Genomic DNA, 25,444 nt, shown 5'->3' on the forward strand with positions numbered 1-25,444 from the left:
AATTATCGTGTACCCAATCTCACACGATTTTCTGATATATTGTCCCGTCTTCCAGAATCCTATATTCTGTTCTAGAATTATAAGAACTTCGAATCTGGCCAATAACATCCTTATATCTCTTTTCCGGCGATCCCTCTCCAAGAAGGTTCTGCACATCTTTCATGACTGGATCCAGCCTTGATGTTCCCCTCTTATTTGCCAGCGCCGTTAATTTTCCATCCAGTTTGCCGATGATAATGTTGTGAGCTTTGTAATGGTCCGTTAGATCTTCTTCAATATAATCGAGATAGGAATTTTCAAAGTTCTGAGATAGGACAATCTCCATGATAGAGCAGATGCTGTACAGATTAATCGCCTGATTATAACTGTTCAAATCATCAAGCAAGCCATATGCGAGATTCTTGGTTTTATCATCATTTAGCCGGTTCATCAGATCAGGAAGAGGCATGCCTCTATCTTCCAATTCTGCCATGACCCGCTTGTTCATATCCCGGTAATAAAACTGGATATTCCTTTCCGCCACAATTTTCGCATGTTGAATAGTCGCAATCGAGGCTGTACGCTGTTCTGCAGCATTCATGATTGCAGGATAATTCACGTAAATTGTTCGTACTGCCTGCATCTCGGCATAAATCTCGCATTCCTTATCACTGTAAAGAAAGTTCAGAACCTGATCCAGTTTTTTCTGAACCTCTTCGAGATTCTGATTGATCTGAGCAAGGAAATATTGACTCGTTACAACAGAAAGAGCCGTAAACAGGCCAAGCAGAGCCGGTGCACTTTCTGATGTCGGGATAAACGTGGCCTGTCCCACAAACTTTCCATTATCTGGTTCCTTCATTACAGAAAGATAGCCATTTCCATGCTGCACTAATGCTCCAGAGATACCTTGCGGAAATTCAACGCGGAAAGTTCCTTTCAAGGCATTTCCTGCAGCTGCCTGGGGCAGATACTGCAGCAAGCCAGAAACCTGTGCAGCTGTACGGTTGTCAATCTGCCTGAATCGAGCATCTGTTTTATAATCAATAGCCTCATCTACCCGGTTCAGCTTTACTGCATTATTGTCAATAATCGCCAAAGAATTATCTTGCTCACTCATACGCTTTGCCTCCTCATGTACTATCATGTCAGCGCTCTACAATTGGAAATGCGCGGTAATAGTTATCCTCTTTCATTTCGCCGAAGATATGAAGAGAACTTCCTGTATACTTTCCCGGATAAAACAGAATAACCGGGCAATGATCCATCACCTGATGCAGGTTATTCAGGATTTTATGACTGCGCAGAATCGGATAACATTTGCCTACACCGGTCAGAAAGACAACTGCATCATCTGGTGTGTTGTCCACGATATAGTTCACGATCAGACTGTCCGATTCATCAAACTTCAAAATGTCGGAAATCGAAGCGAACACGTAGTCTGTTCCTTCTTCTTCCTCCAGATCCTTCAGATCATCCAGTACATCCTCATCCTGCAGCAGTTTAAGGATCAGCTCATAGAGGTCATAGACAATCAATTGATAGCCGAACTTCAGCATGGTATTCGTTTCCTGAAGTTCGCGGATTCGCTCCCGTACTTTCAATTCATCAGCCGGATCATAATCGAACACATAGTACCCGACCTCATTACCAAGACCAGTATTACTGCGGAAGTTCTCTTGCCGCATTTTGTTTTCCAAAAGATCCAGTCGTTCTTCTATCGTCTTCATTCCCGTTCCCCCGCCAGAATTTTGTAAATTCTGGTCAGCCCTTCTGACTGAAGAAAATCTACCATCTCTTTATCCAGAATCGGGCGGATGATCTTCCGCTCTGTTCCAAACTCTGACAGCATCCCCGCTTCCTTCAACATGGATTTGTAATTATCTCTTGCCTTTTTGATTCCGGCATCCGTCCATTTTGCCGCGTTTTCATCCTTTTCCTGTAGCCGGTGGAAAAATCCCATGATGTCGCTGTCCCGCAGAATATCGTCATGCTGAATCAGCTTTTCCCGATAAACCGTATCCATAAATTCCAGAAAAGAATGATCTGTCAGCATGACCATCACAATGCAGAGCAGCTGCTGACTTTCTGTATTCCTCCCCACAAAGAAAGATAAATACGCCGAATCTACTGCATTAATTCTGCGCGTCACGGCCTGCGCAATTTCCTTGCTCCTAGATGTGCTGGAAGCGTTAAAAATATTTTCATCAAGACTTGCCTTACCAATATCAGCTGTCGTCAGATCTCCAGCAAGAATTTTATCGATGGCAGTCTTAATCTCACGGTACCAGAGACGATCTCTTGTTCGACAGGGATACCGCTGATTAAGAACACTTACTATTATCATGCAGAACCCTCCTATAATTCGTCATAGTCCACCGCATCAGAAACACCGCGATCAAGCCGCTTGATCTCCTGATCGATCAGCTTTCCAAGCGTTCGCAGTTCTTCTTCTGAGAGGGTTACACCTTTTCCGAGTTTTTCGTGTTCAGGACTCCATTCCCGGATGTCGTACTTCGCTTTCCGTCCGTTCCAAGAAACCAGATTCAGTTCCTTTGACCATCCCTTGAAAGATTTCGATATCTCACCGACAGATGTCTTAATTTCAAATGAAAAAGAATCCTTATCAGCCATCCTGATTCTCCTTTTTGTAATCGATAGAATTTAAGTCCAGTTCCAGAATGTCATCCACGGAGCAATTGAAAACAGCGCAGATCTTTGCCACGCTTTCGAGTGCGATCGGCTCTTCTTTGCCCATCTTGGCGATGATATTCGTGCTGACCTTTGCTCTGCGCATAAGGTCACGCTTGTTCATCTTCTCATCAATTAACTTTTTCCAAAGCCTATCGTAGCTGACTCTCATCGGGCACCTCTTCACATGGTTAGATTTTGAAAAATGATAAGACAAAAAATTGATGATTTTATCTTACCATTGTAGTGTTATTTACTCAACCGATTTATGGTTTTCTTCAAATACAAATCATATTTTCGTGATTTATGACACAGATTTATCAAATTTGAATAACGGTAGAGCCTGAAGGCTGTTTTCCCACAACATCAGTTACAGTATTAACCCAAATTCGAGATAATATTGGCAAGCAGTGTCCTTTTGTACAAAAAGGACTCCGCTTGTTGGTGGACATCCCCCAATCCCCCGAGAACTGTCCTGCGGACAGGCTGCGCGCCAGAGAGTCTGGCACTTTCTATGACCGTCGTTTTACGGCAAATAAAAAAGAGGGCAGACAGCAGCCTCATGACTGCCACCTGCCCATTGATCATCGATATTTCCTTATCTTGTTTTTTCCTGCTGTCGTCCCTGCTCTTCATCAATCTTTAGGAAACGGTCGATATCCTGTTTTGCGATCTGGTAGTTCATCATCTCCTTCTTGACCGTGCGATACTCTTCATAAAGCTTTCGCTTTTCTGCAAGGATGCTGCCGTACTCTGAAGACAAATCCTTTACGCGCGGAAGTTTCTTAAGCCCCCGCTTGTCAAATGCTTTCTTCGCTGCTTGATGCAAAAGGATTTCATCCCGATGACTTTCCAGGAATCTCTTGCTGTATCCGGTCTTCCGGTATTCAGCATAGACATCTCTTGTCTTTGCATAGTTGATGATCTGCATCTTGAGATCGGCGATGTCCTGAAGTCTTGCCTCCTTCTCCTTGATGGTATCGGACAGGACATGAAACTTGGCGGCACTCGTTTTTGCCTTTTCCTGCAATTCCTCGTAGTCGCGGATGTCATGCTCCTGCAGATATAGCAGGACCTTGGACATCTGTTTCACGTTGAAGATCTTCGCCCAGCGTTCGTATCCTCTGCCCTTTCCTTCCTGCATCTTCCGGTTGATATCAATCAGAAGGTCAAAGTCCTTCCCGTCCGTCCCATAAGGTCCATATCGCTCAGCGCCATGACTTTTGTTTTCTCCGGCGGCATCTGCAGCTGCATCACCGATTCTGCCGCATGCGTCACCAGCGCGTTCTGTGAATAGATCTGCACCAGGATCCTTGCCGCGTGATCTCCTGCTCTTTCGCCAGGCGCGCCTCTCCTCTTTCGGATCAAATTCCAGTTCGCAGGTAATCCGTTTCCGGATATCCTCCTCCGTATAACCCCTGCCAAGGGAGTGAAACCGGATGAAGCGGTTCTGTCCATTTCCTCTGACCGCCAGATTCTTACCGCTCTTGATTTCATAGCCCTTGTCTCTGAGTACTTCGAGAAATGTTTCAAAGCTCTCCGGCTTTGAAACGAGGATCGCATCGATGTTTTCTTTCAGCATGTGCCGGAAGGAGACGCGGCGATAGGGAGATATGTTATCCCTCTCCCCTGGCTTTCGTGGCTTGATGACGGACAGGCAATGCTCCAGACAGATCTGATCGCTCAGTTTCTGCAGCGCAAGGGCGATGAACCAGCTGTCCTTAAATTTCCGGTCGCAGGAGAGATTTGTGGAATTAAAGATGATGTGATTGTGGATGTGCGCGCGGTCCGTATGGGTTGCGACGATGAACGCGTGCTCTCCGTGTGTGAAGCGCATCGCCGTTTCGTATCCGATGCGGTTTGCCTCCTCCGCGGAAACCTCGCCAGGCTTGAAGGACTGCCGGATCTGGTACGCGATAATGTCGCCCGGAATCTGCCGCCCGGTAATGCGAAGATACTCTTTCTTCGAGAGCAGAAATTCCTGATCGACAGTTTCCGGATCGCAGGCATAGGCGGAGACATACTGACCATTCTGGGTTTTCTCCTCATTCTTTGCATAGTCGGTCCGATCCTTCAGACACTGCCCGATGGATTTTCCCTTATTCACATGCATTGCAATCAGCCGAGTCGCCGCCATCTGTCATCACCTCCTCTCCGGCATCAATTAAGATGCGAGAGCCTCTCCAGAATCTGCCGCATCATTTTCCATAACTCATACATTTCGCGCTGCAGGTTCTCCACGTCATCCCGGTAAATGCTGCCGCCTTCATTTGCCCGCCTGGCAAGCTGGTTCAGATTGTTGCCGTAAATGCGAAGAAGCCGAACCATTTCTTTCACATCGGCAAGATCCACGCAGATGTAATATCCGTCGATTGCCATTTTCCGGAAGTACGCGCATTTATTGCGCACACCGATCTTGCGCATCCGCTTTTCGATCTGTTCTGCCTGTTCCTTCGTTGCAAAGAAATGGTACTGAATCATCTGGCGGTTCTTCTCCTCTGCCATATCAGCAGAGCTCCCGGTCCGGACAGAGCGCATCTTTCCGGAAGCGGACCTGTTCAGGCGCGTAACTTCGAATGCGTTCCTCATGTTCCCGGATTTTCTCCATGACGGATTCTCTCTCTGCTTCAGCTTTCTGAGCTTCTGGTTTCGCACTTGTGTCTTCCCTGGAAGGATCCGTTTCCCGCCTGTCTCCATTATTTAAAATGCCATCAATCGAGTTGTAGTCATCCTCCGACAGCTCCTCGGCGGCCTTCAGGTAATTTTCCTGTCCATACGCCCGCATCGGGCCCTCCATCGCCTCCGACGGCGACTGATCCGGCGGAGCTTTTTTCTCATCCTGCCCGTTTACTTCATCCCAGCTTCGTATCTTCTCTCCCTGCGCTTTCATCATTTTCTTTTTGCTCCTTTCCTGTCCGGGAACTCCATCCGGAATGTCGGCTTTCCGTCTGTTCCCGTTGTCATGCATATCAACGCATCATAAGTTCTTCCGGATTTTCTGGAGCGGCACTTCGTAAGATTCGCCCTGCCGCTTTCGAGCAGGCTCTTTACGATTTCTTTTGTCAGTTTCTTTCCGATCGCGTCAAAATACCGGTTCTCCTTCCAGAGTGCGAAGTGGCAGTCCCTGTTGCTGCAGAAGTACCCTTTCTGCCGCTCCACGATGTCGCTTCCGCAGGCAGGACAAGTCCCGATCCTCAAAGCAGGCTCGCGTTTCATCACTTCCGCATCCTGCACAGCTTCATAGGTAGTAACAAGAGTTGAAATCATTGCCCCGATTTCCTTCATAAAGTCTTCCGACGCAAGTTTCTGCTTTTCCACTTTCAGGAGTTTCTGCTCCCAGTCCGCCGTAAGAAGCGGAGAGCGGATCTCTTCCGGCATGACCGTCACCAAAGATATCCCTTTATGCGTCGGAACAAGATACTTTGTCTTCCGTTCACCCTTCCGCTCGACAAAACCGATCCGGACCAGCTTTTCAATGATGCCTGCCCTCGTCGCCGGCGTCCCGAGACCTTTCCGCTCTGCTTCATCCGGGGTTTCGCTGGCACCTGCACGCTCCATCGCAGAGAGGAGTGAACTCTCCGTGAACCGCGGTTTCGGCTTTGTCGTACCCTCGCGAAGCTGCACGTCCATGATCTTCATGGATTTCCCTTCAGCAAAATAATCCGGATCCGCGGACAGCGCTTCCAGGATTTTGCTGCCTTCATTTCCCGATGCCTCTGGATCTGCGTCCGAATCCTTTGCCTGATTTTCCTCTTCCTCCGACAGTTCTGTGCTCTCCTCCGCTCTCTTTCCCAAAATCCAGCTCTCCACTTCTTTCCAGCCGGGATCGGTGATCCTCTTTGTGGAAGCTTTGAAGGTCTGTTCTGCGGCTGTGAGTTCCATATGGTACTCTGTAAACTGGCAGGGATTTCCCAGAGCGGAAAGCAGTCTTGCCGCAAGAAGGGAGAGAATCTTCTGTTCTCCTGATGGGAGATCGCCGAAAACAGCGTCATAGACATTCTCCGTCGGGAGGATAGCGTGATGATCACTGACCTTGCTGCTGTTCAAGACGCTTTTCGTATTCAGCGAAACGAGTTTTGTGTAACCCCATTTCTCCTTCATGAGACAGGCGAGGCGGTTTGTGGTGTCCTCCATTTCGTTCGTGAGATACCGGCTGTCTGTTCTCGGGTACGTCGCGAGCTTTTTCTCATAGAGGCTCTGTGCGATGTCGAGGGTCTGCTGGGCAGTAAATCCATACAGCCGGTTTGCATCCCTCTGCAGTGTTGTCAGGTCATAGAGAAGCGGCGGTTTCTCTTCGCCTTCTGTCTGCTCCATCTTTGACACGATGGCGCTGCCGACTGCTTTGACCAATGCAAGGTTTCTTTCTGCCTCTGCCTTGTCCTTCGTTTTGTTTCCAACTGCCCTCACTGCTCCCGCAGTAATTGCAAGGGAATAGACCGGCTCCGGCCTGAACTTCAGGATCTCTTCTTCCCGTGCCGTAAGCATCGCGAGCGTCGGCGTCATCACTCTTCCGACATTCAGAGTCTGCCGGTAAAGCGTCGAAAACAGCCTCGTCGCATTGATGCCGACGAGCCAGTCTGCCCGCTCCCGGCAGAGTGCCGCCTCATAGAGCGCATCATACGCCAATGAAGGTTTCAGATTCCGGAAGCCTTCCCGTACCGCGCTGTCCTCCATCGAGGAGATCCAGAGTCTCTGAAATGGCTTCCTGCAATGCGCCTCCTGATAAACCAGGCGGAAGATCAGTTCTCCCTCTCGTCCTGCGTCTGTCGCCTCAATCAGCTCCTCTACATCATCCATTTCCATGAGTTCCTTTAGCTTCTGGAACTGCTTTTTTGTCTCCGTCGAAACCTGATAGCGGAATGACTCCGGAAAGATCGGAAGATCCTCCTTCCTCCACTTCTCATACTTCGGGTCATAATCCTGTGGCTCGCAAAGTTCCACCAGATGCCCTACACACCAGCTGACCAGATACCCGTTTCCTTCGAGATATCCGTCCTGTCTCTTATCAGCGCCAATCACCTTCGCAATGGACTGCGCCACAGAAGGTTTCTCGGCAATCACAAGTCTGTATCCCATTGGTTCCTCCCTTTCAAATAAAGAAGACGCCAGGTATCCCAGCGTCCCCTTCTTTCCTGTATTCGTACGTATCCGATCAGCGCTCCGGGTCCTTGCCCCTGGGGCTTCTGCTCTGATCCGGCTTCTTCTCCATTCTCTCCTTCTCCTCAGAGAGTTTCTGGAGGATGGAGGTTTTGCCATGCTGCCCCGCCATCCTGCCAGCCTTCTGCACTGCCTTTCCCTCTTCTTTTTGTGCCTCTCTGCAAGACGCAGCCTCTCCTGATGCCTTTTCCGGCATCTCCGGGTTCAGATTTGTTTTTTCATCGGCGATGTTTTCTCTTCCCTCATCAAGCTCCTTCTGGAGTGCATCCAGCCTGGATAGAAGCGCCTCAGCAGTCTCACGAAGCGCGTCTTCTGACCCTTCCGCTTCCACAAGATCCTGCCGGATACTCTCCCGGATTCCGGAAAGCTCTCCCTTCTCCAGCTGCTCCCGGATCTGCCCAATACCATCCTCCCGATTTTCTACAGCGTCCTGATATCCATACGGGTCGCGGTCAAGGGCGTACTGATCGAGGTCTGCAGCAAGCCTGTCGATCTGATCGGAAAGTGTAACCGGATTCTGCTCTCTTGAGATCTCCTGCAGTTTCTCATCGATGCGGGAAATCAGCTCCGATGAAGCAGTCCGGATCGTGTCAAGGGATGCTTTGAGCTCCGGCATCTCCTTCCCGCCGGACCAGCCCGCGATATAGCCGAAGCTGTAATCGGACGTGTCGATTCCATAGTGCTGACAGACCGTATAGGCGACCGATTCCGCTTCCACCTCCTTGCTGCTTTTGGTTTGTCCCCCATCCTCCCGCTTCTTCTGTGCGGTCATGTTGTGGAGCTTGGCGTGCGCCATCTCGTGTACCAGCGTTTTTACGTTCTGGATCTCATCCATGCCTTCCTTGATGGCAATCCGGTTTTCTGTCGTATGAAAATATCCTTTTGCGCCGCCCTTGATCTTCTCAAAGCCGACAGGAACAGGGCTTGCTTCCTTCATCGCCGAAAAGAACGCTGCATACTGATCGACGCTGCCCTTCAGCTCATCCACGCCAAGACTTTGAACCGGCTCTCCTTCCGTCTGCGAGATGTCAAAGGTGCTGACCGGCTTGAACGCCATCATGCGAATCTGTACAGTTTCCCTCACCGGCTCCCCATCCTGGTCAAGGACTGGCTTTCCATCCGCATCCATTCGTTCCTGGTCCCGGTCAATCGTAAATGGCGTCGGTGCGAGGATCCGGATTCCTTTTTCCCCACGCTTTACGAACCGCCCCATCTTCTTCCAGCCGGTATAGGACTGGACTAGCGATGCGTCCGGCTTCTGCATCATGATGAGGAGGCTGTTATTGATGGAATACTGCGGGAACTTTGCCATCGTATCGAGGAACTTCTGATATTTCTCACTGGAGAAAATTCCGGCGACACCTTCCTCGAGCTTCCTGGTGATCTCCTTCATCTCATTTCTGCGCGCCTCATCGGCAGCCTTGGGATCATAGTTCTGCCCTGCCGAATATTGACCTCTTCCCTCTTCTGCCCGCTCCATGCGCTCTCCAGCCGCATAATTTCCACCGGGTTCTTCTTTTGTCATCATCCGGTGAATGTAATCCAGATCGATATCCTTACTCGCAAACATGTCCGGGTCATGCTCACGCATGCTGTAGACATTCCCATTCTGTCCGCCGATCACCACATGATCGACAACATTCATATCCATGAGTTTTGCCGCCTCGACCAGGCGCTTTGTGAGCTGCAGGTCCTCCCGGCTCGGTTCATTATCGCCGGAGGGATGGTTGTGCATCAGCATGATGTTGTTGCAGTTCGAGAGAATGCCGCTCTTTAAGATGTTCTGGATCGGCGCAAGCGACTGATTGATGCTGCCGATGGAGACGATGTTAAAGTTCACGGGCTTTAAATGATTGTCCATATTGACAACGCACACCCACTCCCGGTCAAGCTCCTTCAGCACATCCCGCATGACTGCCGCTGCGCCTTCCGGACTTGTGAGCGGCGTCTGGCTGTAGTAGGATGGCCCCTCCATCAGTTTCAACCGGATATCCACCTGCTTCAGTCGGTAATCATCCATGGAATACTGACCGGCTGTCTCCTTCTTCCGCGGCATCAGGTGCCCTCCTTTCCCCTTCTACCTCAATTTCCATGTGGATCTGTACATCCTCTCCGCATTCGCCAAGGTACCGGATTAAATCATCGATGGTTGTAAAAACAAGCTCTTCCTTATCCATTGCTGCCTCCATTTGGGTCTGCTTTTCCCGCATTCTTATGTGGCTCCGCTGCTCCCAGCATTTTCAGTTTCTCTATCACGGATCCGCGGGTGTGGCTCCTGTCCGCCGGAATCTGCGAAAGATTGCCGCGCTTCATCAGCGCAGTCATTTGTTCGTCATAGTGCAGATATCTTGATCGTCTTGCCATTTGCCTTCCTCCTTCTCATGGCATAAAAAATGACCGACGCCTTTCTTCTCGAAAAGCAATCGGTCTAAAGTAATTGGCATCTGTCTTGCCAACTTCATGTGTAGTTGTGGTTCATTGCCGGAAATTCCGGCAACTAAAAAATGGAAGCACAATTTGCACTGGCTTCCAGCTGGTAATTACTGTTCATTTATCCAGGAACATACAAACTTGAATCTGTCTGTTCCAATGCCATCTCGATCTCTGCGAGTTCATCTGTAATCGCGTTGATCCTTCCGGTTTTCGTGAAGCCCATACGGCGATATAGCCTTTCCGCGTTAACATTGTTCTCAAGGATCCATAACGAAGGAGTATCCGGACATTGACCGACTGCAAACTGCAGCAATTCCGTTCCATATCCCATATTCTGTTTTTCCGGAAGGACATAAAGATCCTCGATCAGGTTTTCTGTCACCGAAACGACACCCACAGGAGCTTCATCCACAAGCATAAAGAACCTGGTTCCTTTATCCATCTTATCGCGTATATACCTTAGCTGTCGTTCGGGTGAATGGATCTCTATGAATTCCGGAGTGCAAAAATCTCTGTGTGATTCTCTCCAGGATATGGAATGAATAATTGCCGCATCCATTATATTCTGTTCGTTTACAGGAATTATCATCATTGCCTCCGCAAGCTGGGATTTATCGATCTGACTTTAATAATGCGTAGATGCTCACATCGCAGACACCTTGATTATTAACTGCCGCGCTTCTCAAGGTACCTTCATATTTCATTCCGCACTTTTTCATAACCAGTCCTGAATGAGGATTATTTACATCGTGTTTTGCCTGGACGCGATTTGCGCCAACCTGGTCGAACATGAAATCTATTACTGCACTCAACGCTTCCGAGGTGATTCCCTGATTCCACCACGGCCTGCCAATGCAGTAACCGATTTCTGCCATCTGCGTTTTTTCATTGGTTGATACGACAGAAATTGAACCAATCGGTTCATTGATATCTTTCGGCACAATTGCCCACTGATAAAAGTCCGGCTTTTCATAGGACGTAGTCCATTCATTCAATATATGGATTGCGGTATCCAAACTGGTATAAACAGGCCATGTCAGAAACTTTGTAACCTCTTTATCGGATGCCCAATTCCGAAACATAGCATCTGCATCTTCTATTACGAATTTTCTTAGCAGTAATCTTTTTGTTTCTATCATGCGGGTTCCACAATGGTTCATGCCTTACCCTCCAAATTCTGATTTATCTTTCTCTTTTATGTCTTTCGATCAGTAAAAGGATAAACATGCCTGACCATATGACCCATGCGATCAAAGTTCCCTTTATAGGAAAAATGAAGTCAATAACAGCTCCAATGAAAAAGGGAATCGGCCATAGCATCATATGCTTTCCGTAATCCTTGCACATTTTCTTCTCATCATATTTTTTGCGTTCTTCAGCGGACTTCATATTATAGCCTGTTAAGAAGTTCGCTGCTTTCCCGTTTGATCTGTAAAACAAGAACCCAATCAAAAAGAAAATGGCAGCCATTACCAGGTCCAGGATTATGCAGGATTCCTTTAACGACATATTCATTTACCCCCGATTCTCTATTCACTTACACTGACTATGTATCATGTACTACGCTCATGATCACTGCTCTTGCAATCTCTCAAAGCTTGAGGTCGCAATTTGCGGCCTCAAGCGATTTCGTCTACAAGTCAAACATACCATTAAGCGACCAGGAGAACAATGAATACTTCTCACTTTGCCTTTTCTCAAAGAGAAGGATCTATCCGTTATCAACCATCTGAACTATTTTCCGGACCTTCGCCATCTTCTTCCAAATTGCCGTCATCCTCCAGTTCTTTCAGATAGTCTTCCTCTTCGCCCTCCTGATAATCCGCGTCCGGATCCGGCCGGTCATCCTTCTTATTTTTCTTTCCGATCTTCTTATACACGTAGGCACCAATGGCCGCAAAGCCTGTCAAAACAAGCAGCACCAGCGTTCCAACCGGAACTGATGGTGTCTTCTTCTCCTTGGGCTTTGTCTCCTTCGGTGCTTGCGCGGACTGCGCCGGTTCTGCCGAACTGCTCTCCTTGGAAGTTTCCCCATCGTTGAGCTTGTCTCCCATGCTCTCCTCATCCTGCCGGGTAGTATATTCCTTCACTTCCTCTTTATCCATGAGGGAAAGAAGATCCGACTCATCCACCTGATTCAGAAAGTGCACGGTCTCCTTCCCGGAGTCATCGCGGTCAATGATCAGATAGAAGTAATTGCCATTCTTTGTCGTCAGTGTGATGAACTGCTTTCCGGATGCTTCATGATCTCCGTAATCATCCACAAGGTTCATATTTCCGTCTGGCGTGAGCGGCTCCTCGGGTTCCGGTGCAGGTTCCGTCGCTGTCTCCGTGCTTTCCTCTGTTTTCTCCGGCTCCGTGCCCTGGCAGAGTGCGATGTCGCTTCTGCACACCGGGCACTCCTCGTTAACGCTTTCCTTCCCGCACCTTGTCTCACAGATGCAATCGGCTTCCTTCCCCGTATTGGCAAATGCCGTCACCGGGAATGATCCGGCAAGTACTGCAGAAAGCATCGCTGCAGCCACAAGCTGCGGTCTGAAACTGATCTTACCCATCAAGCTCGTCCTCCTTTCCATATTCGTCATCGTCCTCCGCATCAAAATCCGTATTCTCTTCTGATCCGTTTCCCGTACGTTTCTCGTTCGTAAACCGAAAGCCTTCTGTGAAACTCTCCTCCGGATTAGGCTCACCCGCCATTGTCTCCTCCTGTCCGGACATTTTCGGTGGTTCATCTCCGGACCCGTCTGCATTCTCCTGCTCTATGCTGCCATCCGGGTTGACCTTCGGAAGCTTGCCGGATGCCGCCATGGAAAGGAAGATGGCGACCTGCTCCGGTGTCAGATGCATCGCACCAACATCCGCGAGGATCTGCATACTCTCCGCCTCCCGGAGCTTCTCCTGCAGCGTGTTAAACTTTTCATCGGCGTACTTCTTTCTTTTCTCCGCGCGCCTTACTTCCTCGCGCAGCTTGTCGAGTTTTTCGTACATTCGTTTTCCTCCATTAAAAAAGGGCTCTAAAGCACTCCGCTTCGAGCCCCTGTCACCAGTGTCATATTTCTTTTTCTCATCCGTCCGGGACCTGCCCACAGACTTGGGATAGTACGTACCAATGCTCCGCTTGATATCCGTTCTTACGGAATTCTCCCGTAGCCCAGAAAATGCTGCTTAAAATAGCCGCTGTCCACGTTAGAGACTTTGATCGGATCGCCGCAGTGAATCATTTTCCCATCGCCGATATAAATCCCGACATGACTTGCACCCGGCGTATCATACGTTCCCTGAAAATAGATGATGTCTCCCGGCTGCCGCTCTGACGCGGGGATGGGATCCGTCCACTGCCGGAGTCCTTCTGCCGTTGTCCTGCCGACATTTCCCACACCGGAATGATTGATGACCCAGCAGACAAAGCCGCTGCAGTCAAAACCCGTTGACGGGCTGGATCCTCCCCATACATAAGCTCTGCCAAGATATTTGGATGCTTCCTGCCACATCGCCGCAAACTGCGTATCCGTAAGTGCCTCTCCACTTGGCTTGTAGCTTTCACCGCCGGATGTTCCTCCGGATGATCCGCCGCTGTCTGCCTCCGGATTTGCATAAATGTCGTCCTCGAAGAGGTACTTCTTGTTCCCGTAGGTCTCCTTAAGCAGAAGGTATCTCTCCATCTGATCCTCGGTAAACTCGATTTCATTGACAACGTTGTCCATCGAAGCATTGGTCAAGGTGACATTCAGGATGTGATACTCATACTCCACTTCCACCTCGTACGTATATTCCTCGCGGTCTGTTGTCCCGTCGGGATTGTGCACGGTGCGGTGTCCGGTTCTGGTCTCTGTCCTGGTGCGGATCTCCGTCTCCGGCACGAGCTCCAGCTCGTACTGCCTGTCAAAGATCTCCTTTAGCTTTCCCTGGACCTCCTCCGGCTTGTAGCTCTCGTAGAGAACCGTCAGCATGGCGGCAAGTTCATAGGGATCATGCCCGATCTCGGAGAGAGTATAGCGGTACTCGTCATATCCCGGATGATCGGATTCGATGCGGTCTACCGTCTTTTGTAGATCCGCTTCCAGATCCTTGTAATCCTGATTGACCGTCTTGATGTCCGCGTCCTCTGCCGTATACGACGATGCTACCGACCCGCTTCCAAAAAGGCTTGAGATAAGATGTCCGCTTGAGGCTCCGCCCGCGATAGCCATCACGGCGATCAAAACAGCAGCTGCGGCAAGCAGAACCGGGAGATATTCCGAAAAATGCTCGGTAACCCACTCTCCGATTTTGCCCACAAGGTCCTCTGCCTTGTCCGTAAACTTTCTGCCAAGACTCCCCACAGAATTTGCGGCTTCCGCCGAGGCCTTCTGATTTGCCGCTCTCTGGAATTCCTTCTTCATAAGCCGGTGCTGCGCGGCTTTTCCTTCCACGCCTGCGCTGAGCTCTGTGGCGGCCGCTTTTTCCGAAGCTTTCCTGGCGGTTTTTCCCATCCTTGCAGCATAGCTGGAGCTGTTTTTTACATATTTTCCAAAGTCCGCCCATTTCATAGCGTTGGTTTCTGCTGCAGTACTTTCCACAGATGATTCTGCCGCCGCTGTTCTTCCCTGTCTTTCCGCAGTTGCTTTCAGCTTTTTCCCATAATAATGGTTTTCCGCCGCCCGCATACCGATTTCGGCAGCTTCTGTTCCGCGGTTCAGCGCCTCCGTCCCGGCATTTTCATCTTCATTGGCACGGTCCACAGTATCATGTGCTGCCCTTGTATCAAGAAATTCCTTCCTTGCCGCCTTCTCATGGGAGCGTTTCTTCTTTGCCAGCGCTTTTCTCTCTTCCGCGCTCATCGAAAGATCCGCCTTGTCCTGGCGGAACTTGGCTCCGGCAGCGCGTTTTGCAGAAGATGCATTCTTCAGCTTTCGTCCGTGGCTCGGTGCCCTCGTCTTGTTTCCCTCCTCTTCTTTTTCTTTCCGGAATCCGTGCTCTGCGTCCGGATTTCCGGTGTCCACATAACCTGCCATGATTCACCTCTCATCTGTCCGGCGTCCGGACCTGTTTTCCCGCGTTTGTTGTCATCTCATCCATAGTCTGGCGATCTGCTTTCAGCTCTTTGTTTTGGGAAGCTCCTTCCCGGCTCCCCTCTTCTGCTGAAGGCTGACTTTTTGCTTCTGCCTCCGGCGTTATCTCGGCCAGCTTCGTCGTCATCGCCTTGTAAAGCTCCGTGTTCTTCGGGAAGCGGTCTACAAATGGAATCGCGACGTTGCCATAGAACAGAAGTCCTTCGCCCTCGCTGGAATGTGTGACATAGGAAAGCTGATGCGGGCTGATGTTGAGCTGTTTTGCGAGGATTCCCCGGTCGCCGACTGCCTGATTCAGCATCAGGATGAAATCGCTGTTCTCAAAGATGTTTTCCACTTCCTTTGAAGCCAGTAGATCCTTGACGTTCTGGGTGATCCCGGTCGGAATGCCGCCCCATTTCCGGAAGCGCTTCCAGATTTCCACCGTGTACGCCGCCGTCTGTTCCTCACGCAGAAGCAGATGCATTTCGTCCATGTAGTAGCGCGTCGATTTTCCCTCACTCCGGTTCTCCGTCACTCTCCCCCAGACCTGATCCTGCACGACCAGCATCCCGATCTTTTTCAACTGCTTGCCGAGATCCTTGATGTCATAGCAGACGAGGCGGTTGTGGATGTCAACGTTCGTCCGGTGGTTGAAGACATTGAGCGAACCGCGCACATAGATTTCCAGTGCCGTCGCCACATTCTTTGCCTCCGGCTCCGGCTGCTGTAAAAGCGCATTGTAGAGATCCTCGAGAAGCGGCATGTTTGCCGGTCCCGGATGTTCAAAATACCGGTTGTAGATCTGGTGAATGCACCGGTCGATGACCGTTTTCTCCACCGGATTCAGGCCTTCCTTCCCGCCGACGATCAGCTCGCACAGCGACAGAATAAAATCCGCCTTCAGGGCGATCGGGTTGTCGTCATCCGAATAGTTCATGTTGATATCCATCGGATTGATGTACTGGTCGCTCGTCGGCGCGATCTTGATGACCTGCCCGTCGAAACGCCGGACCAGTGCCGAATACTCCGCCTCCGGATCAGAGATGATGATATCGTCATCCGTCACGAGGAAGGCATTCGCGATCTCCCTCTTTGCAGCAAACGATTTGCCGGATCCGGGTGTCCCGAGGATCAGCCCATTCGGGTTTTTGAGCTTCTTCCGATCCACCATGATGAGGTTGTTGGAGAGGGCATTCAGACCGTAGTACAGCGCGCCTGTGCCGGTCTGGAAGAGTTCCTGCGTGGTAAAGGGAATAAAGATCGCTGTGCTGCTCGTGGTCATTGCACGCTGAATCTCGATCTCGTTATGCGCAAGCGGCAGGGATGACATGAGTCCCTGCTCCTGCTGGAAATCAAGCCGCACCAGGTTGCAGTTATGCTTCTGTGCGATACTGTTTGCCTGGAAAATGTTGTTTTCCAGTTCCTGCTCGGTCTTTCCCGTGCTGAGAATAAGAAACGTGAGAAGGAACATGCGCTCGTTCTGGCTCTGAAGTTCCTTGAGCAGCGCCTTGGCGTCATTGCCATAGGTTGCGAGATCCGACGGGATAATATCCATGTCGTAGCCGGAGCGGACCGCCTTCTTCTGTTCCTCGATCTTGGACCGGTCCAGCTCCGTGATGGTGTGCTTCACCTTCTTGACCGCCTCGGTCTGATCCACGGACTGCATATGCATGGTCACAACTTCCGATGACTCGATGGACAGGAAGTCAGCCAGCATCTGGTCACTGATATCCGAGGCTGTGATGGAGAGAAAACTCATCCCGCAGTACAGATTGCCCATCTGGAAAACTCTTCCCGTCTTGAAATTCAGCGCCGTCGGCGCAATGAAATCCTTTACCGACAGCCCGGACGGTGCCAGCAGTCCCCAGTCAAAAAAGAACTTCTCGTCGCTTCCCATGTGAAAGATCTGATGCATGAGCATCAGCCGCTCCGATCCGTCCAGTGTTTTGGCCTGAACGCCAAGGCGCTTGAAGTTATTGAGAAGATCCATCTCGATATGGATGAGCCGCGGCTTTGCTGTCTTCATGCCGTCCGCGTGAATGCCGAACGTCAGATATTTTGTCTTGGTCAGACCATTGTTGCCGGCCTCCATCTGATGCATGAGCATGCCCGTGTATTCGTCGCGCATGTCGTTGTAGGCATCCTTCTGGTGCCGGATCGCGATCCCCGCCTTGAACTTCTCCGAGTCCGTCGCCATGTTCATGAAACTCAGCTCGAAATGGACGGAGCTGTCAAAAAAGTTGAGAAACGAGCACCACTCCTCAAAGATTTCCTTCTGATCGTCCTGCTGGGCGAGCAGGTAATTGATGTCCTGAAACTGGATGGTCTTCGTGTAATAGTCTTTCCCGACGCGGCAGATGCCGTCCTGAAACATCCGGTCAAACGGGATGCTCTGCTGGGTCGTGCGCGGAATCCCGTCGTCACGCTGCGCATTCCGGATGATCTCCGCGACCTTTCTCCGGTCTCTTCCATTAAGATTTTCCGGCACCTGATAGATTTTTCTTTCCCTTCGCCGGAACAGGTTCCTGATACCTGGAAACAATCTCCTCTACCTCCCTTTCTACCTCTGCCTGCCGCATCAGCGCGGCGTAGTAATTGTCTGTCCGGTACACCCGGATCTTCGGCCTGAGAAACTGTGCTTCGATGAAATGGAACAGGATCACCTCCAGAGGCTCCCCGTTTTTCTCATACATCGCAAAAAAGAACAGCGGCATCATGACCGCCATCATGCCAAGCGCCGCAAGACTGATATTCCCGGTGCGCTTTAGCAGAAAAAAAGACGGTACTCCGATGAGTGCCGCCAGGGAAAAGCAGATCAGCTGCCGCTTGGTCAGATTGAACATGACCTTGCTCTTTACCTTTGTGAGGTCCCGCGGGACCGAAATATAACTTGCCACTTACGTTTTCTTCCTCCTCTCTGTGTTCTATAAAGCTTTGCCGGCCATGCCTTTTTATCAATGCGCATGAAGAATGCTTCTCGCAAGCGACCCGGTCTTAAACAGCGTAAAGCAAAGCAGCATCGTATATCCGAGCACGTTCCAGAGCGACGCCATGATGTCACTGGAAAATGCAACCGACTGGATCAGGACAGCGTAGATTGCGACACAGATCATAATGAGAAATCCTTGGAATCCCAGGGCAAACAGGGACCGTAGATAATTCTGTCCAACCATGCTCTGCTCGTGGCTTCCGAAGGTCGCAAAGGGGATCGGCGCCATACTGATCATGAGATAAATCTCAATCATTCGCCCATATACGATGACGAAGATAAGGACCGAAATGATATTGAACAGGAACTGCACGATGAGGCTCTGCAGGAAGATCCCAAACAGCGCGCCGCAATCCATTGCCTCCAGCGTTCCCTGCGCAGAGGCAAGTGCCGACGCATCAACAGCCGTGCCGTTTTGAATGATGCCGCCAGACTGACTGATCACATAACTTGTCACGTCAAATACGGCAAGTGTGATATTGAACGTATTACTGATCAGCGTCACCGCGACAAATGTCTTAAACACCCACTTGAAAAAGATCCAGGTTTCAAAGTTCGCGAGATTGTTGTGCGCGATGATGAGCTGGATCAGCTCGTAGCAGGCGATGAACGTCAGAATCAGTCCAGCGATCGGCATGATGACATTCTCGGAGATGTTTCGGATCATCGAAAATACACCGGGTTCAAAGCTGGTCGGCGACTGTGCAAGCTGATTCGTCACTTCCCCAACCTTGCTGTTTAAGTTGGTGAATGTCCTGCTAAAGTTATCCATGATGCCCGAAATGAGGATTTCTTTCAGCCATGCAAATAGTTTTTCCTTGAGTGCATCCAAGCGGTTCTCTCCTTTCCGGAGGGCTGCAGGACCAGCCCTTCTGTTTTTTTCGTCTCCCCTGTCCTGCGGGTCCGGATATTACGGTCCGGCGGTTACGATTACATCAATCTTCAACCGAAAAGACCGGCAAGGAGCGGAACAAGGGTGGTGCCGATGAGCGCCACACCGCCGCCGGCCATGAGCTGCTTCATACCCTGAGACTTCGCGCCGGATAGCGATAGGTAATCCCTTGAAATTATCTCAGGATTTTCCCCCGCTCCACACCGTGCGTGCGGCTTTCACCGCACACGGCGTTCCATCGAATTCAGTAGTTTTGGGACATGAAGCACACAACTTACACACTTCGTTACAGCATTTCATTCAAAGAATAATGGGTGGCATTTCTGCCAATGCACGAAGCTTATTAAGTTTTACAAGTTGCTTTTGTTCAAGATTAAGGAATTTCAGGAGTCTCTCGACTGTTGGGTCTTGTGTTGCATGGATGATGGTATGCACATCCTTCTTAATCAAAATCAGGTTGGCATATTCATCGGTTCCACCTTTGCTGACTGGAAGTTTATGGTGACAGTGGATGTCATGAGGAGCCATTGGCTCCCCAGTGACAGCACATTTGCCGTACTGCGCCGCATACAGTGAAATCCTGTTATCCGCATACTCTATAGATCGACCCCGGACAGGATTACGCATCACCCAAAGCATTGTTTCTGTGTCAATTTGAAGATTCTTATGAATCAACTCACGACCTTCCACCGTATACTTATTGACCGCCTTGCGTTTGTGCTGGGCGTTCTTGGGCTGTGCAAATCCCACCGGAACCACAGGCCGCTTGTGAAGAAATCTCAGCTGTCTGCTTTCTCCATATTTCCGCTTGATAAACCCATCCTTGAGATATCCTGTTTTGGACAGATCGCCTTTCAGCCTGTTTCTGAGCTGTTTGTTAATACTGAAGGCAAGCTTTCCGAAGTCATGAGATACTTCTGTAGCAATACAGTAGTATTCGTGAAGTCCTGCAACGACAGAATTGTATTTCTGTAACTGCATGAACTGTGCTTCTTCTGACGAATGAGCCAGCTTCTTCACTTCTTCGGATAACTTTTCATGCGCCTTTTTGTACGCCTTATCGCTCATATGAGACCGAATGACATATTTCCTGCCCTTTTTACGAACTTTCAGCTTGAATCCGAGAAATTCAGAGTACTGCCGTTTCAGGTTCACGACCTTGGACTTATCAGGACTGATATCCAGCCCCAGTCTGTCCTTCAGCCATAATTCTGTAGCTTTATAGGCTCTGACGGCATCCTCGTGAGAGGAACAGAAGATTTTGAAATCATCTGCGTATCTGACCGCGTGCATTTCTTTCAGTCTGCTTCTGCGCAAAGCTCTGTAAGAATGGCTCTTGATCTTTGTGCCACTCGCATTTTCTCTTATCTTGAATTCTGTTTTGGTCGGCATTTCTTCCCATTGGGAAGCAACCCACCAGTCCAGTTCATTCAATACGATATTTGCAAGTAGCGGTGACAGGATTCCGCCCTGTGGTGTTCCCTTGGTCGGATAGACCTTTTCACCGTTTGGCATAATGACCGGCGCTTTCAGCATTTCCTTAATGATGCATATCAGCTTTTTGTCACGGATTCCCAATGCCCAAATCTGACGAATCAGTTTTGTATGGTTGATGTTGTCGAAGAATCCTTTGATGTCAAGATCAACGACATGATACAGGTGCTGTACCTGCACCAGCCGCATACACTGTGCAATCGCTGTTTCAGCTGAGCGATTCGGGCGGAACCCGTTTGAATTCTCACTGAATTTTGCTTCACAGATCGGCTCCATGACCTGTAGAACGCACTTTTGGACAATGCGGTCTATGATCGTGGGGATTCCCAGCGGTCTCATCTTTCCATTGGGCTTTGGTATCTCCACACGCCTTACGGGGCGCGGGTGATAGTTGCTGAATTGATTTCGTATCCGGCGGACGTATTCTTCCTCACTTAATTTCATGAGGCTTTTTATCGTCCGCTTATCCACACCAGCCGTATTACTTCCTGTATTCTTTTTGATCGTCCGATAAGCCAGCTTGATGTTTTCCTCGCTCTCAATGATTTCCATCAGATGATTGAAGGTTTTTCCATTTTTGCTTTCGGCATACAGGCGGTCAAAGGTTGACTCCATGTCGTAATACTCTGAATTGCGGATTTTTCTTTGTTTACTTTTCCTTTCTTGCTGCTCCGAAGTGGGCACAGGCATCCTCTCCTTCCAGTTTGGATTTTCTTTGTCATACTCGAAGCTGTGTTTGTTGTGTATTTTATGATTTTTACTGAATTCGACTTGTGGCCGTCCCTCCACCGCTTACTTGTTCACGGCTTCACAGGTACCATGCCACTGCTCTCACTAGAATAAAGAACGGTTATTGCCCTCTCGCGAAGGTATTCCCATCCACCACTTCATCGGTCTGCAACAGCCTCCATGTTCCCAGCTTTCCACGTTCCGATATTCCTATCATTGGATACCTTTAGGTCTTTCCTCTAAGCCTGTATCCGGTCATGCATAACCGCATCGCCTGTAACGATGCATGGACTTTCATAACAACCAGTCTTACTTATCCACGGACACCACCGTAAAAGGTGTACTGCCTTTCGACAGTATCAACGTTTAGACTCGTACATTCAGAAATTCGTCAGATATCTCTATCATCCTGACCATGGGTAACCGAACCCCGGCATATAGGCAGCACCATCCACCGCTGGACAGCTTTCGTGTATCGTCTGAAAATCATACTTACGACTGCTCTCTGCCGACTTCACCGAGCTCTATAACATCTTTGGGGGAAACCTGTTGCATGGTTTCCTGCCATTCGGAGTATTAGGTAGGCGCTTCAGGGCGTTACTCCCTCATTTCACCAATCGGAATATCAGTTCTCCAAAGTTTTCGGGTCAATGCCCTTCGACTTTGTGCGCAAGCTTTTCACTTACGAACGTGTCGCACGATTGTCGTTGCCATATCCTTCCATGAGGTTAACGACGCCCCAGATACCAAGACCTGCACCAAGTGCGATAACAAGTGTCTGAAGAACGCCAACTGCCGAATTAAAGAATGCCATAAGTTTTTCCTCCAAAATTTTGATAGTGTGTGGTTTGTATGAAAAAGGACCGGCCGGCGCCTTGCCGATCAGTCCTGTACCTATAGTTCCATATGAAGTTGTCAGTAATTATCTCTATCTGCCGCTTTTACTGGACGGAATTGTCCCAATCGGGTGACGGACTTGTTTTGGTTGGGTGGCCTTGGAAGTATCCGGATCATCATTTTTCCATTCCTTTCGATCTTATGTGGGGAGTCTTAGGTTTTTCCGGCTGCCTGGCAGCCTCTTCCTTCTTCTCCTGCAGGGAATCTCTAACTGATTCTCTGTTCCCGGCCCGGTCTCTTGTCTTATAAGCCTCCATCATTGCCTTGAGTTCCGTATTGGGTACATCCCGCACATTGCGGTCCCATCTCCTCTGCCCATCCGGTCCCGTTGTGACAATAAAGGGCTTGGAAACTCTTGTGGTCTGATCTTCAGGGAGCTTCATCCAGACACCTTTTCCGAACTTGTTGTCATGGATCATCTTCGGAGAGATCACAAAGGATGCCCAGGGAGTCTTGTCTGCCGGATCCGTATTCGGGATCTTCACCTCAACCAGCTCTTTCCCGCTCTTTGAGGTAAAGGGCTCCCCGACCAGCCCCTTGCCGAACTTGATAGAAATCTCTTTCACTTCCGGCACATCCAATGTCTCTCCCCGCGCAATTGCCTCTTCTGCGTCCCGCACCCAGTCGGGAATGTCCGCCGGCATCAATTCCTTCTGTTCTGCCATATATTTCCTCCAATCCAGCTTCCCGCTGACCGTTGGCCGTCAAATGTCCGCTCGTGCAAGCACGGCGGCTCATCTTCTGGCCTTTCGCACAGAAAAAGCATCCCTTGCAGGATGCCTTTACACTCTGATCACCTGATAGGTATCATCCGGATGCAGGACCAGCCTCCGCTTCAGATATTTCTCCACGTCGAACCAGTTCCGCTTGTCATAGTCTGCTGTCAGCCTGTAGTTCGGGTGCTGTGTCAGGTCGTATTTATCCGAGAAGAATGGTCTCACGCCTCTTACCTGCACGATGCACTTGCTGCCATCCATCACTGCCAGCTGATCCAGGGACATGAGATCATGCCCCAACTTCTGGTAATTCATGTTGTAGGACTGCTGACTGCCCCGGCTCTCGCCGGTGTTGTACATGTCTATCGTTTCCTTGCCGAGTGCCTCATTCAGATCCTTCAGCGTCGTCTTCTCCGAGCCACCAAGAAAAATCTGGGAATCACAGTTGCCAATGATGGTCTCTGCATTGTCCTTGTAGATGGCCTTGAGCTGCGATTTTGCCTGCAGCACCAGCATCGCGCTGATCTCACGGGAGCGGATCGTCGCCATCAGTTTCTCCAGGTTCGGAATCTGCCCGATATTTGCCATCTCGTCGATGAGACACCGGACATGGACCGGAAGCCTTCCGCCGTACACATCGTCTGCCTTCTCACACAGCAGATTGAACATCTGCGTGTAGATCATGCTGATCAGGAAGTTAAAAGTACTGTCCGTATCGCTCATGATGAGAAATAGCGCTGTCTTCCGGTCGCCAATGGTATCCAGCTCCAGTTCATCGTAGGCTGTGATCTCCCGAAGTTCCTTAATGTCGAAGGGAGCAAGCCGCGCGCCGCAACTGACCAGTATCGATTTCGCCGTTTTGCCGGCACTTAATTTAAATTTCATGTACTGTCTAACGGCAAAATGATCCGGATCCTTCTCCTTCAATTCATCAAAGAGCATATCCACCGGATTCTTGAATAACTCATCGTCCTCCCGTACCTCCATAGAATTCAGCATCTCCAGGAGTGTGGAGAAGTTCTGCTCCTCCTCCGGCGCCTCATAATGGATGTAGCCGATCAAGGCACTATACAGCAGTTTTTCCGCTTTCTCCCAGAACTCGTCGCCCGCTTTGCCGTCCCCCTTGGTGTTGGCGATCAGTGTCGTTACCAGTTTCAGGATGTCCTTTTCAGAATGAATATAAGCAAAGGGATTGTAATGCATCGACCGATTGAAATTGATCGTATTAAACACCCGGATCTGATAGGGTTCATGAATGAGCCTGCCGTTCTTGTCTTTCATTGGCTTTCCTTCACTATCCTTCTTTACCGGACCGATCTGCAGCGCTCTGCCACATTCATTTAACACAGTGCCCTTCGGATCAGTAATCACGTAAGAGCTATGCATCTGTAGAAGGTTCGGTTTGAGGACAAATCTCGTCTTGCCGGAACCGGAGCCGCCTATCAACAGCACGTTTTTGTTCCTCGCATATTTTGGATTCTTCGGCCTTGAGTTCATGGTGAGACGCTCTGACTGCGACAGAATCACGTTATTTTCAAAAACCGGATCCTCATACGGTTCGATATCCGCGTGTGTGCCCCATCTGGCGGAGCCGTACTCCTCGTTATGCCGGAACTTCTTTGCATTCTTCCCCTTCAGGTAGACAGCGAGCCGGAGCACCAGCGCACAGCAGACACCGACAGTCAGATCCAGCGGATAGAGGCTTGGTAGCGGATTTGAAAAGGCCTGTTGGAAGCCTCCGCCAAGGATCATGCTCTGCAGCTTTTCAGAGGCATTCACTCCTTCAGAAATCCTCCAGGCCTCGCCAAAATTAGTGGCAAAAAGGCCGAGAATTACATAGGGGATGTTCAGGATCAGCTGTTTCTTCAGCTTCTTGTTCATCGATCCACCTCCTTATGCTTCTCCACGACCTTTTTCGGCAGCGCAGCTACAATCGCCTTGAATTTACCGAGCTTTTCCAGAAGACTTGGCCTGCCCTCCTTCCCGATCCGCATCTGCTTCGCGGTATACTCATTCACGACCGCATTGATGGCGTCCGCATCCCTGGCCTTGAAAAATACCGAATACTTGGGCGGATCCAGTTCCGTGCTCTTAACGATGGCAAAATCCATCCCGTATTTGTTGGCAATCTTCCGGAAGTCCCCAAGCCCTGCTCCATCAATGTCGATGGCCTGTGCCCCCTGGTCCTTCCGGATGAGATCCTTTACCTTCATCTCGCCGTGTTCCGGATGCAGCTTGTTCCTGATTGCTTTTCCCGGCGCGGTGACAGCTGCTTTCAGCCCCTTGACCAGCATCTGCGCTGTCGGTTTGCCAATGCATTCCACTACTATGCGCTGTGCTGGCTTAACTACTTCTTCCTTTAACCCTCTGGCAGCCCCATCTACTATCTCCTTTGCAATTTCTTCATTCATCATCCGGGCTCACCTCCTTCCCT

24 protein-coding genes and 3 pseudogenes are annotated in these 25,444 nt (G+C 49.9%); all 27 read right to left on the reverse strand.

Annotated elements, in window-relative coordinates:
* Positions 1-19: 19 nt before the first annotated feature.
* Entirely contained in the window at positions 20-1,099 is a 1,080-nt protein-coding gene (locus tag ACTQ1O_RS08540; protein WP_441486920.1) for a hypothetical protein, read from the reverse strand.
* A 28-nt stretch (positions 1,100-1,127) separates the two neighbouring features.
* Positions 1,128-1,709 carry a DUF1788 domain-containing protein gene (locus tag ACTQ1O_RS08545; protein WP_441486921.1) on the reverse strand — a complete coding sequence of 194 codons (582 nt, stop codon included), beginning with the start codon at positions 1,707-1,709 and terminating at the stop codon, positions 1,128-1,130.
* Complete coding sequence (locus ACTQ1O_RS08550) at positions 1,706-2,326, reverse strand: DUF1819 family protein (RefSeq protein ID WP_441486922.1); 621 nt, start codon at positions 2,324-2,326, stop codon at positions 1,706-1,708. The genes ACTQ1O_RS08545 and ACTQ1O_RS08550 overlap by 4 nt, the downstream gene beginning before the upstream one ends.
* Before the next feature lie 11 nt (positions 2,327-2,337).
* On the reverse strand, positions 2,338-2,613 hold the full coding sequence (locus ACTQ1O_RS08555) for a YdbC family protein (protein ID WP_441486923.1): 276 nt from the start codon (positions 2,611-2,613) through the stop codon (positions 2,338-2,340).
* Positions 2,606-2,842, reverse strand: coding sequence for a helix-turn-helix domain-containing protein (locus ACTQ1O_RS08560; protein WP_441486924.1), 237 nt, complete (start codon positions 2,840-2,842; stop codon positions 2,606-2,608). Before ACTQ1O_RS08560 ends, ACTQ1O_RS08555 begins: the two co-directional genes overlap by 8 nt.
* Before the next feature lie 426 nt (positions 2,843-3,268).
* Entirely contained in the window at positions 3,269-4,807 is a 1,539-nt protein-coding gene (locus ACTQ1O_RS08565) for a relaxase/mobilization nuclease domain-containing protein (protein ID WP_441486925.1), read from the reverse strand.
* A 23-nt stretch (positions 4,808-4,830) separates the two neighbouring features.
* Positions 4,831-5,175 carry a plasmid mobilization protein gene (locus ACTQ1O_RS08570; RefSeq protein ID WP_441486926.1) on the reverse strand — a complete coding sequence of 115 codons (345 nt, stop codon included), beginning with the start codon at positions 5,173-5,175 and terminating at the stop codon, positions 4,831-4,833.
* A gap of 1 nt (position 5,176) precedes the next feature.
* Positions 5,177-5,563 (reverse strand): DUF4316 domain-containing protein, encoded by a 387-nt coding sequence (locus tag ACTQ1O_RS08575; protein WP_441486927.1) that lies wholly within the window; start codon positions 5,561-5,563, stop codon positions 5,177-5,179.
* Positions 5,560-7,746: a DNA topoisomerase 3 gene (locus tag ACTQ1O_RS08580; RefSeq protein WP_441486928.1), complete on the reverse strand. Its 2,187-nt coding sequence runs from the start codon at positions 7,744-7,746 to the stop codon at positions 5,560-5,562. The genes ACTQ1O_RS08575 and ACTQ1O_RS08580 overlap by 4 nt, the downstream gene beginning before the upstream one ends.
* A 76-nt stretch (positions 7,747-7,822) precedes the next feature.
* Positions 7,823-9,883, reverse strand: a complete 2,061-nt coding sequence (locus ACTQ1O_RS08585) for a JAB domain-containing protein (RefSeq protein WP_441486929.1) — start codon at positions 9,881-9,883, stop codon at positions 7,823-7,825.
* Positions 9,840-10,004, reverse strand: coding sequence for a hypothetical protein (locus ACTQ1O_RS08590; protein WP_441486930.1), 165 nt, complete (start codon positions 10,002-10,004; stop codon positions 9,840-9,842). The genes ACTQ1O_RS08585 and ACTQ1O_RS08590 overlap by 44 nt, the downstream gene beginning before the upstream one ends.
* Positions 9,997-10,191: a hypothetical protein gene (locus ACTQ1O_RS08595; RefSeq protein ID WP_441486931.1), complete on the reverse strand. Its 195-nt coding sequence runs from the start codon at positions 10,189-10,191 to the stop codon at positions 9,997-9,999. The genes ACTQ1O_RS08590 and ACTQ1O_RS08595 overlap by 8 nt, the downstream gene beginning before the upstream one ends.
* A 187-nt stretch (positions 10,192-10,378) precedes the next feature.
* Positions 10,379-10,852, reverse strand: a complete 474-nt coding sequence (locus ACTQ1O_RS08600; RefSeq protein ID WP_441486932.1) for a GNAT family N-acetyltransferase — start codon at positions 10,850-10,852, stop codon at positions 10,379-10,381.
* A gap of 19 nt (positions 10,853-10,871) precedes the next feature.
* Positions 10,872-11,420 carry a GNAT family N-acetyltransferase gene (locus tag ACTQ1O_RS08605; protein ID WP_441486933.1) on the reverse strand — a complete coding sequence of 183 codons (549 nt, stop codon included), beginning with the start codon at positions 11,418-11,420 and terminating at the stop codon, positions 10,872-10,874.
* Positions 11,421-11,442: 22 nt separating this feature from the next.
* Positions 11,443-11,769 (reverse strand): DUF3784 domain-containing protein, encoded by a 327-nt coding sequence (locus tag ACTQ1O_RS08610; protein WP_441486934.1) that lies wholly within the window; start codon positions 11,767-11,769, stop codon positions 11,443-11,445.
* 212 nt (positions 11,770-11,981) lie between these two features.
* Entirely contained in the window at positions 11,982-12,815 is an 834-nt protein-coding gene (locus ACTQ1O_RS08615) for a CD1107 family mobile element protein (RefSeq protein WP_441486935.1), read from the reverse strand.
* On the reverse strand, positions 12,808-13,248 hold the full coding sequence (locus ACTQ1O_RS08620; RefSeq protein ID WP_106612474.1) for a DUF4315 family protein: 441 nt from the start codon (positions 13,246-13,248) through the stop codon (positions 12,808-12,810). Before ACTQ1O_RS08620 ends, ACTQ1O_RS08615 begins: the two co-directional genes overlap by 8 nt.
* Positions 13,249-13,391: 143 nt before the next feature.
* Positions 13,392-15,254 (reverse strand): CD1108 family mobile element protein, encoded by a 1,863-nt coding sequence (locus tag ACTQ1O_RS08625; RefSeq protein WP_441486936.1) that lies wholly within the window; start codon positions 15,252-15,254, stop codon positions 13,392-13,394.
* A gap of 145 nt (positions 15,255-15,399) precedes the next feature.
* Positions 15,400-17,781 (reverse strand): annotated as a pseudogene (locus ACTQ1O_RS08630) (VirB4-like conjugal transfer ATPase, CD1110 family); the annotation flags it as partial.
* Entirely contained in the window at positions 17,765-18,190 is a 426-nt protein-coding gene (locus ACTQ1O_RS08635) for a PrgI family protein (protein WP_441486937.1), read from the reverse strand. The gene ACTQ1O_RS08635 and the pseudogene ACTQ1O_RS08630, both read right to left, overlap by 17 nt.
* A gap of 57 nt (positions 18,191-18,247) precedes the next feature.
* Entirely contained in the window at positions 18,248-19,114 is an 867-nt protein-coding gene (locus ACTQ1O_RS08640; RefSeq protein WP_441486938.1) for a VirB6/TrbL-like conjugal transfer protein, CD1112 family, read from the reverse strand.
* Positions 19,115-19,224: 110 nt separating this feature from the next.
* A pseudogene (locus ACTQ1O_RS08645) lies at positions 19,225-19,323 on the reverse strand (Maff2 family mobile element protein); the annotation flags it as partial.
* 151 nt (positions 19,324-19,474) lie between these two features.
* Entirely contained in the window at positions 19,475-21,358 is a 1,884-nt protein-coding gene (ltrA, locus tag ACTQ1O_RS08650) for a group II intron reverse transcriptase/maturase (RefSeq protein ID WP_441486939.1), read from the reverse strand.
* Between the two features lie 724 nt (positions 21,359-22,082).
* Positions 22,083-22,211 (reverse strand): annotated as a pseudogene (locus tag ACTQ1O_RS08655) (Maff2 family mobile element protein); the annotation flags it as partial.
* A 199-nt stretch (positions 22,212-22,410) separates the two neighbouring features.
* The gene (locus tag ACTQ1O_RS08660) at positions 22,411-22,959 is read right to left on the reverse strand and encodes a hypothetical protein (protein ID WP_441486940.1); all 549 of its coding nucleotides are present in this window, start codon (positions 22,957-22,959) and stop codon (positions 22,411-22,413) included.
* 117 nt (positions 22,960-23,076) lie between these two features.
* Entirely contained in the window at positions 23,077-24,891 is a 1,815-nt protein-coding gene (locus tag ACTQ1O_RS08665; RefSeq protein WP_441486941.1) for a VirD4-like conjugal transfer protein, CD1115 family, read from the reverse strand.
* Positions 24,888-25,424, reverse strand: a complete 537-nt coding sequence (locus ACTQ1O_RS08670; protein WP_441486942.1) for a PcfB family protein — start codon at positions 25,422-25,424, stop codon at positions 24,888-24,890. The genes ACTQ1O_RS08665 and ACTQ1O_RS08670 overlap by 4 nt, the downstream gene beginning before the upstream one ends.
* Positions 25,425-25,444: the final 20 nt, after the last annotated feature.

It is taken from the genome of Bilifractor sp. LCP21S3_A7 (genome assembly GCF_052118825.1).
In the GTDB taxonomy this organism is placed as follows: Bacteria; Bacillota; Clostridia; order Lachnospirales; family Lachnospiraceae; genus Bilifractor.